General features: G+C 48.5%; 9 protein-coding genes. All 9 read right to left on the bottom strand.

All coding sequences use genetic code 11. From position 1 onward, the window contains the following. Positions 1 to 57: 57 nt before the first annotated feature. The 9 genes from H9Q79_RS09845 to H9Q79_RS09885 all read right to left on the bottom strand — a co-directional run bounded on the left by H9Q79_RS09845 (position 58) and on the right by H9Q79_RS09885 (position 10,925). On the bottom strand, positions 58 to 699 hold the full coding sequence (locus H9Q79_RS09845) for a hypothetical protein (RefSeq protein WP_249328191.1): 642 nt from the start codon (positions 697 to 699) through the stop codon (positions 58 to 60). 321 nt (positions 700 to 1,020) lie between these two features. Then, complete coding sequence (locus H9Q79_RS09850; protein WP_249328192.1) at positions 1,021 to 2,484, bottom strand: ATP-binding cassette domain-containing protein; 1,464 nt, start codon at positions 2,482 to 2,484, stop codon at positions 1,021 to 1,023. After that, complete coding sequence (locus H9Q79_RS09855; protein WP_118647277.1) at positions 2,481 to 3,485, bottom strand: sensor histidine kinase; 1,005 nt, start codon at positions 3,483 to 3,485, stop codon at positions 2,481 to 2,483. Before H9Q79_RS09855 ends, H9Q79_RS09850 begins: the two co-directional genes overlap by 4 nt. Positions 3,486 to 3,495: 10 nt before the next feature. Continuing rightward, positions 3,496 to 5,118: a helix-turn-helix domain-containing protein gene (locus H9Q79_RS09860; protein WP_249328193.1), complete on the bottom strand. Its 1,623-nt coding sequence runs from the start codon at positions 5,116 to 5,118 to the stop codon at positions 3,496 to 3,498. A gap of 341 nt (positions 5,119 to 5,459) precedes the next feature. Continuing rightward, a complete protein-coding gene (locus tag H9Q79_RS09865; RefSeq protein WP_118647281.1) occupies positions 5,460 to 6,089 on the bottom strand; it encodes a 4'-phosphopantetheinyl transferase family protein in 630 nt (209 codons plus the stop codon). Between the two features lie 4 nt (positions 6,090 to 6,093). Continuing rightward, entirely contained in the window at positions 6,094 to 6,333 is a 240-nt protein-coding gene (locus H9Q79_RS09870) for an acyl carrier protein (protein ID WP_118647283.1), read from the bottom strand. 11 nt (positions 6,334 to 6,344) lie between these two features. After that, a complete protein-coding gene (locus H9Q79_RS09875; RefSeq protein WP_249328194.1) occupies positions 6,345 to 8,009 on the bottom strand; it encodes an AMP-binding protein in 1,665 nt (554 codons plus the stop codon). Then, on the bottom strand, positions 7,969 to 9,051 hold the full coding sequence (locus tag H9Q79_RS09880) for an HD-GYP domain-containing protein (RefSeq protein ID WP_118647287.1): 1,083 nt from the start codon (positions 9,049 to 9,051) through the stop codon (positions 7,969 to 7,971). Before H9Q79_RS09880 ends, H9Q79_RS09875 begins: the two co-directional genes overlap by 41 nt. Continuing rightward, positions 9,048 to 10,925 carry a sensor histidine kinase gene (locus H9Q79_RS09885; RefSeq protein WP_118647289.1) on the bottom strand — a complete coding sequence of 626 codons (1,878 nt, stop codon included), beginning with the start codon at positions 10,923 to 10,925 and terminating at the stop codon, positions 9,048 to 9,050. Before H9Q79_RS09885 ends, H9Q79_RS09880 begins: the two co-directional genes overlap by 4 nt. Between the last annotated feature and the right edge of the window lie 3 nt (positions 10,926 to 10,928).

A 10,928-nucleotide genomic window follows, 5' to 3' on the forward strand; every position in this document is an offset into this window, starting at 1 on the left:
TGGCACAGTTACGTTAACTGTCTCAAATTTACAGGGTATTCAGAAAATCTTATCTAATTATTGATCCATTTCACGGGTGAACTGATCCAGCGAGGACGCGCGGGCCGACAGCTTATGCCATCGTCTCAGCAAAGCCAGATTCGTTTCCGCCATAATCCTGCTGCGGAGCTTACCCGGCACAGGCTCTAGATCCTCCAGCAACTCAAGGACAGCTTCCGCCTGTTCCACCGCATCAGCCAGAACCTGTTCCCTGGCATACGTTCTCACCTTACACACAAACTGCATATAATCCTGCAGTATTCCGCATCTCTCCAAAAGCTTCTGATTAAAGCCCGGGTTAATATTCAGCACCTGAACCCGAAGTTCCAGCGCGGCATCCGTCCTTTCCCCCTTTCCCGTATTCCAGTACGCATCTGAGAGCTTCAGCTCCGTCCTTTCAGGAACAGGCTCTATACCATTATAAAATATGACAAACTGGGGGGCCGGTATGCAGATCAGACGAGAACCATACAGATTTGTATCCTTTGTCAGCTTTGAATAGATATTGGATACATAAAAGAGATTCCGAAGCGGCATATTTGGATTCCACGTGGACTGATGCTCATAAAGAGCCAGCTGGTCATAAACCAAAAAAGAAACATCATTCTTATACGACATATAAATCGCATTCTCCAACGTCGTAACGATCATTTCCTCCATTCCCTGTCCTCCTCTGTCTTGTCTGATAACGGGAGGACCTGCTTCAAAACCGGAATCCTCTCCGCCAAAAGTGTAATAACCAGCATTGAAAATTCCTAAAATCTGCAGAACGCAATGAAAATACAGAATGGCGCATTGCCATAAAGAATGATAGAAATTATATTCCATTTGAATTATATCATAATTTTCAAGATTTGTCGCTAATAATATTCAGTTATGGGGACAGCCGCTGACAGAGTATATGCAGGAGCCGGGGAGCCTTCCCTCCAGGCCGGCTCCCGCTGTTTTTCGTCCGGTTATCCATCCTCGCCTCTGCCGCGCCTACGCCAGCTCATCAATCATTCGCGTCGTCTCCGGTATAATTTTATCGAAATCTTCCTTCTCGTAGTATTTGATAAACCTCTGATTATAGGACAACAGTATCACATCGCAGGTCTTCATCAGTTCCAGCGCATTTTTGGAAAAGATCCCTACCGGTGCGTGTTCCTGACAGATCGTTGTCAGATATTGCTGCATCTGCTCTATTTCATCACCCTGGAGGTTCAAATATGGTTCTTCCAGGATGATACTCCGGGTGTCACCAACCTGCAGCCAACGGTAGATGGACAACAGCTTCCGTTCAAAATAACTGAGCTCCTCCAGCTTTCTCACCTTTGGATCTATATCGAATTTTTTCAGGAATTCCATTCTCAGATAGGTACACAGCTTATGCCGCATCAGATAACGGCGGCGCTTTTCCATGTAGCGGAAGGTGAAGGCCAGGTTCTCACCCAGGTTCAGGTTATACATCAGCTCTTCCACGCTGTTGATTCCGACAATCAGCGATTCTCCGTCCCGGTCCACAATATCCCGCAAAAGCTCACCGTCAATGGAAACCTGTACCTGGCTTTCATTGAGATGCTGCAGATATTCGCGGAAATGTACTTTTGAATCCACGCCCAGGTCGTAATAACCGATGATCCGGTACCGTTTCTCCGTACCATGCTGGTTTTTTACAGAAAATTTCCGGGAGATGCGCCTGACTTTTTCCTGTACGGGATTCTCTGGCTTTGCCTCAGACGAAGTATTGGAGAGACGGTATTCTGAAATGCGTTCCCTGGTAATTTCTGGCTGGAACAAAACCTTCACATCACTTCCCCTCCGCATCAGAACACATTTTGAACAGATGGACAACATCTCTGCTGGCTGCCTCTGCAAGAAAATCAGCGCCAGATCCATACCCGAGAGCACGCTGACCAAACTCCTCATGTGCAGGATTTCCCTCATGCTGTATTTATTCTCCAGACCGTCTATCATCAATATCTGAGCACCCTTGTATATCATCTTAGCGATGCAGACCAGCTGTTTTTCAAAATGTGAAAAATGCTCGATGCACTCCTCCGGATTCCTCTGCAGCCCAATCAGCTCCAGTATCTCTCTGGTTCTGCGAAGCTCCTGGCCCAGGAGGATGATGACTTCGGCAGGGGCCGTCTTCTTCATGACACAGATATTTTCCATGATCGTAAATTTGGGGACCAGCTGATGACGCTCATCCACATAGAAAATTCCGTTAACATAAGCCTCCTGGCTGTTCCAGCGGGTCTGCTTCCTGTTGCGGTAGTAGATCCCTCCCCTGTAATCCGCATTCATGCCTGTGATAATATCCTTAATCAGATACTTCTCCACATCTGTATTTGCCACCAGGTAAATGACTTCGCCGCTGCCGACTGTAAGATTGAAATCCCTCAGTTTAAAATTGCTGGGGGCATCCGTATAGATATGGGAAAGCTTTAATATTTCTCTCATAGCAGCTCCTTGGACTCCCTTATAATGTGAAAGGGCATAGAAACCTCCACATCGGTACCCTTACCCAATGTGCTGTATATTCTTACTCCGTATTCCTCGCCATACTGCAGCTTGATCCTGCTGTTGACATTTACCATGGCAATGCCTGTGCTTTTGGAGCTGTTCTGGCTCAGGTCCCGGTTATGGATCATGCTGTGGTTAATTTCCACCACCCGTTCAAAGGGCATTCCGCATCCGTTGTCCGACACAAAAATATGAATGTCCATATCGCTCCTGTAAATCTTAATATTTACGAGGCCGCCCTCTTTCTTCTGCTCCAATCCATGGAATACTGCATTCTCCACTAACGGCTGGAGCGTCATCTTGGGGATCACTGCCTTATACACCGAGTCATCCATCACGGACAGAGTCAAAAGAAAACGGTTATCAAAACGGAACTGCTGGATTTTAAAATAATTCTGTATGTTTTCCAGCTCTTCTTCCAGCAGAACAAAGTTCTTCTTGTTGCTGACACAATACCGGTAATAGCGGGACAGCGTCTCCACCATATCCGCCAGCTCGTCATACCTGTCGATCATCGCCTGGCTTCTGATGGCTTCCAGCGTATTGTATAGAAAATGCGGATTGATCTGGCTCTGAAGGATGCTGTATTCCAGTTGTTTTGTCGCCAGCAGATCACCGTATTTCTTGTGGATCTTCTCTTTCAGAGAGGCCGACACTTCACTGACAATGGCAGAACAGCGGCTTTCCTCCATGCTGTCCAGATAATCCTCCCGGGTGATTTCTCCCAGCAGTTCATAGAGGATCTTTTTGTGCAGGCGATACTGTCTTCCAAAATATAATAGCCAGATGACAAAGGCGGCCGCAAAACAGCAGTTCCAGATCACCAGAAAACGGCGCCCCAGCGCCAGCAGCAGAGGGTTCAGCAGAAATCCTGCCGCAATACCCGCTCCACAGCACCACATTAAAATATCCAGATCCAGTTTTTTCTTTGTTTCCATCTCGGCCCTCTTATATGTTCAGATTATGTGCGTGGAGAGACGCCAGCATCTTTTTGTATTCTGTGGGCTTCACGCCGTAGATCGATTTGAAGGTTTTGCTGAAATACTTCACATCCTGGTAGCCTACCATATTGGCTATTTCCGCAATCGTATTCTCAGACTTTTTCAGCAGCTTCTTCGCGTTTTCCATCCGCACGTCTGTCAGATAAGCATTGAAGCTCTTGCCCGTATGTTTCTTAAACATGTTGCCGAAATACACGCTGCTGAAATTCAGCCGTTCCGCCACCTCCGTCAGAGTGACCGGCTGGCTGAAGTTCTGCTGTATGTACTGTTTGGCGGCAGAGATCGGATGGCTCTCTCTCTGAGACACTATTTCCGTAATCTGATCCACCAGGAGGACGACTTTTGTCTTCAGAATCCATAGGTAATTAGACAGATTAGACGCCTGCTTTAAAGAAACGTTCAGATCCTGCAGGCTCTTTTCCACGAGGCTGTCCTCCAGCTCAGACAGCACTTCCCGGACGATCCCAGCGACCACCTTCTTCAGATCCATCAGTACCTCTGCATTTTTCAGAGCACCTCTGTTTTTCTCCACTAAGGAGGTTATATCGCTGAACCATTTCTTCACCTCAAATGAATTCAGTTTTTCCAGGACAGGTTCCAGGTCTTTGAACTTCTTCATCGGTATCAGCTGGTACAGGCCGATGGTCTCTCCCGGCAGGGATCCATAGGAAATAAGCATCTTCCCTTCATAGATCAGCCGGGAGAGTTCTGCTGTCTCCGCTTCCTTCAGCGACCGGCGCATCTCGCCAATCTCTCCCACAGGCCGCCCAATGCCCAGATAAATCTGAAATTCCCCATAAGTCTTGGCAATCTCACAGATGCTTTTATAAAAACCCTGGATCACCTGCGGCAGAATCGCCTGGTCTTCCTGACGGTAATTCAATACCAGATAGATCCCCGTCCCTTCTGACTTCAGCACTACTTCATGGCAAAATCCGAAATGGGTCTTCACTTTCTCCATAAATGTCTTTAGGAACAGATTTTCACTCTCTGAGATTGAAAAAGGGAAATTAAGAAACATCCCCTGATAGACGCCCGTCTCAAAGGACGTACAAAACTGCCTGTTTAAGTCATCCACAGAGCTCACATCATGAATCCCCATTTCCTGAAGGGCCGTCACACAGCCCGCCTGTAAGAACCTCCTGTTCTCCTGAAGCTTGATCTCATTTTCCACCTGCTGCTGCTTCATATTCAGACTGTTGCAGGCTTTCTGGAGCGCATCATTTAACTGGTTTTTGTCCAATGGCTTCAGAAGATAATTCACAATATTATACTGTATTGCCTGGCGGGCATATTCAAATTCAGCATATCCGCTGATAATTATAAAACAGATATTGCGGCTCATCCCATATTTTTCGTTCACCTTGTTGATGATCTGCAGCCCGTCATAGACAGGCATCCGTATATCTGTAAGAATAATATCCGGCTCCTTCTCCTGGATGCTGTCCCATGCATCATCTCCGCTGTGACAGACATCCACAATTTCAATCCCCAGCTCCTCCCAGTTCCCCATGACCTGAATCAACTGGCAGATTTTATTTTCGTCGTCTGCAATGATCGCTTTATACATCTTCATTCCTCCAACACATCTTTCGCTAGTCCCCGTTTCTTTGCTTATATACTAACTGCCTTTGTTTTAAAAATCAAGTTTTTTCAAAAACCATCCCCGATTATCCATATTTTTCAATTTATTCATCCAATAAGATGAACTATTGCAAATTTAAGTCATTTCATGAAACCTCCCCCACTAAAATCAGAAAATACCCTGCAAGCGCCGCATAGTAACACTATGCAAATCCTGCAGGGTACTTTAGAAAAACAGATTCCGCCCTTCCCAGTATCATTTATGCAACTCAATTAAATCATATCATAATTTTTCTATAATGTCACCTAAAACTCGTATCCGTTATTTTATGGTTTTATCTCCAATATTTCCTCCTGCCGTTCCCCGCACACACAAAGAGTATACGCCGGCTTTTCTATTCCTCCCGCCGGAAATTCTGTAAACCAGGCTCCTGCCGCCGTCCAGGCGGCAGGTCCATCGCCTGAGGGATATTCCGGGAGGCTCCTTTCACGCCCGGGTATTACTGAAAATGACCCAAACCCGTCATCGATACCTTTCCCCGTATATTTCACATAGCTTTCCTTCGCCGCCCATACCCGGAAAAATCTCTGATATGGAGCCTTTTCCTGCACATAATCCGCTTCTTTTTCATGGAAAAAGCGCTTCGCCATGTTTACATACCTCAGACCGGCAGCATTTTCCGTCTCACCTTCCCTCAAGGTATGCATCTGCAGGTCAATTCCCACCTGCATGTCCGACAGGGCACAAACCCAGTATTCCCCGCTGTGGGTGATTGACAGGAAAAGCTCTGGATGCCTCTTAAAATATGGCTTTCCCCGCTTTTCACGTCTGATTTCCCATTCAGAAACGGCAGCAGGTCCTCCTGTCAGATCTGCTGCCGCTGCTGCTATGCGTTCCTCCGGCCTGCGGCCGTCGCCTTCTTCAAACCAGTAAATCCTGATTCCTGATATTGCCATGCTGTCACGACCTAATCCCTTTCTTCTTCATGTAAGCAATTACATCCTGCACCTGATGCAGCTGCCACACATCCCGGGTGGGAATTTCTGTATCGAAATGATCTTCAAAGGCACATACAATATTCATGATATCAAAAGAACTTAAACCTAAATCCTGCACAAAATCTGTATCATACGTGAGGCCCTCTCTGCCTGACACTTCATATACGATCTTTTGTATCAGTTCCAAGACTGGATCTTTCATTTTACTCTCCTTTATACTGTATACCTCTTGATTTTCTGCATGGCTGTTTTATCAAATTCCTGTTCCCGGATGTTTACCATCTGGATCTGCTGGTAAAGAGGCAGTGCATCGTTTATTTTGTTTATTTCCCGTTGAAGCTCTTCCAGAATCTCATAAGAGGACATCATTCCTGCTCTCTCGGGGTCGGGATAGATGCTTGCTGCCAGCTTCACGTCATCGGCCGATACGCCGCTGACGGCGCCATAGACCAGAACATCCTTAACCAGCGGTATCCGGCGGATCTTTTCCTCCAGGCTCTCCGGAGATATCTTCTTGCCGTTCTTGAAAACGACCAGATTTTTCTTTCTTCCTGTTATATACAGAAATCCGTCTCTGTCCATCTCGCCCAGGTCGCCTGTCCGGAACCACTCCCCGTCCATGACTTCCTCCGTCTCCTCCGGCATGCCGTAATATCCGTTCATCACCGTTTTTCCGCGGACCAGAATTTCTTTATTCTCAAACTTCACTTCGCAGGAAGGCAGCACCAGTCCCACGGATTCCAGCTTGCACCAGTCATTGCAGTTCACCGAAACCAGAGGAGAACATTCCGTAATACCATAGCCCTGCAGCATACACAAACCCATCAGATTGAATTCTTCCGCTATTTCCTGGCTCATGTGCGCGCCGCCGCAGATGATAACCTGGATCGTGCCCACACTCTTCTTCCGGATATCTTCCAGGATTCTGTGAGGCTTCTTAAGTCCCAGACGCTTCTTAAACCGCATGAATTTCATCAGCTTCCGAAGCTGCCCGGCCTTCCCTTCCTTCTCAGCCGTCAGCCAGATCTGGTTATGTATGGCTTCCACCATCAGAGGTACTGTGAGCAGGGAATATGCGCAGGACAGATGCAGATCCCTCATGGCAGTTTTCAAGCTTCCATTAAAAATCAGCTCCGCCCCTCTGGCCCATGAGGCCAGAACCGCGCAGGTCATGCCGTATGTATGGCAAAACGGCAGCGAAGAAAACGACTTGGGACCGGCCGCCGCATAATAATTACTTTCACACGCATTGGTCAGAATCGCCTGGTGGCTCAGCATAACCGGTTTGGAAAGGCTGGTCGTCCCGGAAGTATAGACAATCGCCGCCGTCTGTTTTGTATCAATCGGTATGTCATAGGCTGTCTTTCCGCCGTTTCTTTCCATCAGCTCCCTGCCTTCAGCGCAGAGCTGCTCCACTGTGTGCCGCCCTGTCCCGGCTTTTCCGTTCAGCAGGAATAAATCCTCAACAGCAGTCCCTTTCTCAAGCAGCGGTTCACAGATATCCCGGCAGCTTGCGGTTACAAATACGGCGGCTGAATCACCTCTCACCACCATCTGCTGGATGTTTTCCTCAGACTGCTCCGGATCAATACAGACTGCCACTCCTCCGCTGGCCGCCGCGGCCAGGTAGACCAGAAGCCAGTCATAGCAGTTTTCTCCCACGACTGCCACATGCTTCCCGGCAAAGCCCCGGCTGCAAAAGCATTCTCTCAGCTGAAGCACCTCTTCATTTAGCTCCCTGAAGGTCTTAACCATTTCCTCCTGTCTGCGCGTAAACCAGGATACAGCCCTCCGTTCTCCGTACTTCCCGGTGATTCGCTCCAAAAACACAGCAAAATCACTGTAGTATTCCACAGGTTTTGTTGAAATCTTGTTCACCTTCCATCCCTCCCCGCTGGCTGTACAACTTCCGGATCTCCTGTTCTTTCACATCGTCCCGGAAAAAGTCTGTGAAAAGCTCCGCAAGCTGCGGATCAAACTGAACTCCCTGCTCTCTTCCAATCTCCTCAATGGCTTCTTCAAAGCTTTTCCCCCTGCGGTATTGGCGGTTGGACACGATGGCGTCAAAAGCATCAGCCACAGCGATTATTCTGGCTCCCAGCGGGATCTCCGCGCCGGCCAGGCCGTCCGGATAACCGCTGCCGTCATACCGCTCATGATGCCCCCGCACCATGGGCACAATTCCCCGCAGCTGGGTAATCCCCTCAAGTATCCTCGCCCCTGTGACCGGATGCTTCTTGATCTCATCGTACTCTTCCTCTGTCAGCCTGCAGGGTTTTAAAAGTACCTGGTCAGGCACTCCTATCTTCCCGATATCATGGAACAGCCCTGCGACCCTCAGCTGCTCCAGCACCTGCTCCTCCAGCCCGAGAGCCGTGCCGATGCGCACGGACAACTGGGACACACGGTCTGAATGCCCTCTTGTCTCCACATCTCTCGCCTCAACGATATATCTCAGGGTTGAGATGGTCTCCATATAACCCTCTTCCAGCTCCTTCTGATACCTTTTGATCGTCCTCATCTGGCGGATGGATTTCACACAGGATTCCACCAGAAGCTCTAACTGGTCGAAACGGTCGCTTTTCTCATAATATCCCTGAATATCCAGTTCACGGATAGATTTAATCGGCGGAGCCATGCTCTTATGCCCGGTCAACAGAATAATGAACAATTCCTGGTTGAATTTCCGTATTTCACTGACCACCTGATCCCCGCAGATAGGGGTCATCAGAAAATCCAGCAGCAGAATGTCATAGCCACCTTTTCTGATGCGTTCAATCGCACGGCGCGGATCATTTTCCACATCCACGCGGTATCCGTTGCGCTGAAAGTATGCCTGGATGGTAGACGTCATAATTGGATCGTCATCCACTGTTAAAATCGTGAACTGGCTGTCTGCTACTGTCCTATTCCTTCTCATTGTGCCTCCCCTTCTGTCTTCTGTATATCGGTTACCGTTACACGTTCCATCGGTATCGAAACGCCGAATACCGCGCCTCCCGACGGATTGTCCTTCATCCACATGTTTCCGCCAAATTTCCCCCTGACAACTGCATTGCTGATATACAGTCCGAGTCCGGTTCCCATTGCCCCTTTGTTTGTGACCATTGCCTTAAAAAGCTTTTCCTTAATCTGTTCACTGACACCCTCGCCGTTATCCGTGACGGAAATATTCAGATACTCAGTGTCCCAGTCTATCTTTATGGTGATTACGCCGCCGCCTGCCTGCTTCTGAGCATATACCGCATTGGACAGCAGATTAGTCAGCACCTGGACCAGATTGTTGATGTCGCCGCGCATGGATACTGATTTCGTATAGTCATAGACCACTTCCAGCCTGCACTGGCCCGCTATCAGCTCATGTCGCATGAGCAGCGCGCAGCGCTTTGTCATTTCCTCGATTGTAAAAATTGAGTCCTCGTAGGTAACCGCATTGGCAGCCTGTCCCTTGATAGCTGTGATGATATCCGACATATAGGCGGTTGATTCCCTTACCTTCTGAAACCAGTCCCGGATTTCCCCATAGATTTCCCGGTAATCATCCTCATTGACCGTCGGATCGTCCAGGCTCTCCTCGCATTCATCCACAAGCGCCTCCACAGCCGATATGCAGCCTGATATTCCCATGATTGGCGTTTTCAGGTTATGGGCCAGCCCTCCGATCATCTGTCCCAGGAATGCCAGGCGCTCCTGCTCCATCATCCGCTCCCGGCTGTCCTGAAGCTGCTGAAGGCTCTCCCGCAGCTGGGTGATATCCTTGAAGATCACAACAAATCCACTGATTTTATCATGAATGGATAAGGGCGATACATCCGTAACGTAATAGCATCTCCTGACAGAATCACCCTTGCGGATCGTCACCGCCTGCTCATAAGAGATTACCGTATTAGCCTCTTTGCTGGACTCAACAGCTGTAATCATATTATAGATCGCAGTTTTTCTGGAAATGTCCTCCTTCTTCACGCAATCCTTCAGATACCGGTTTTCCGCAATCCCATACTCTGAGGCAAACACAGAGGCAAACTGTCTGTTGTAGCTGATGACCAAACCCGTATCGCTGAGGACCAGATAACAATCAGAGATCCAGTCCAGCACATGCTGGGTAGCAACCGGCTTAATATCCAGTAGATGCAGCTGGTAGATAGCGATACCGTTCAATACCATCGGCACGATAAAGCTCATCGGGGTCGCTGTTATCGGCAGCTGTATTTTGGAAAATGTCGCCAGCATGTTGACAATCAGCGGGCAGATGCCGCCGATGCCCAGAAGCAGGCACTGTTTCAGATACAGACGGCTTCTGTTCTTCAATGCAAATTGAAGAAGTACAACCATAGTCATAATCAGGCAAAAATAACTGTAGATCCCGGACACCACCACATATGGCCCAAACACGATCTCGCTCCTAATCGTGGAAAACACTCTGTACTGCAGATGATGGAGCGGATTCGTGCATATAATCAATGTTGTCACACAGGGCATCACGAACAACAGCCACATCCATCTGGGCATCCTCTCCAGATCCCGCACAAAGGCCAGGGCGATACACAGGTAAATAGGCGGCGCCAGCATTCCTCCTGGCTGGGTCAGGCAATCCAGGATAAACGCCAGCTTCCCGTCCGGCCGCTCCATAAACTGCATGATAATCACCGGGATCACCCAGAATGCATAACAGACCACAAGTGTCAGATACAGTTTGTGGAGAAGATGCAGCTTGGGGGCCCGGATGCACCAGATCACAAAAGCCGTAATGGCGATCAGCGTCCCGATAAAAATGATTACTGCTACGTTGTTCATTGG

It is taken from the genome of Wansuia hejianensis (genome assembly GCF_014337215.1).
Lineage (GTDB): Bacteria > Bacillota > Clostridia > Lachnospirales > Lachnospiraceae > Scatomonas > Scatomonas hejianensis.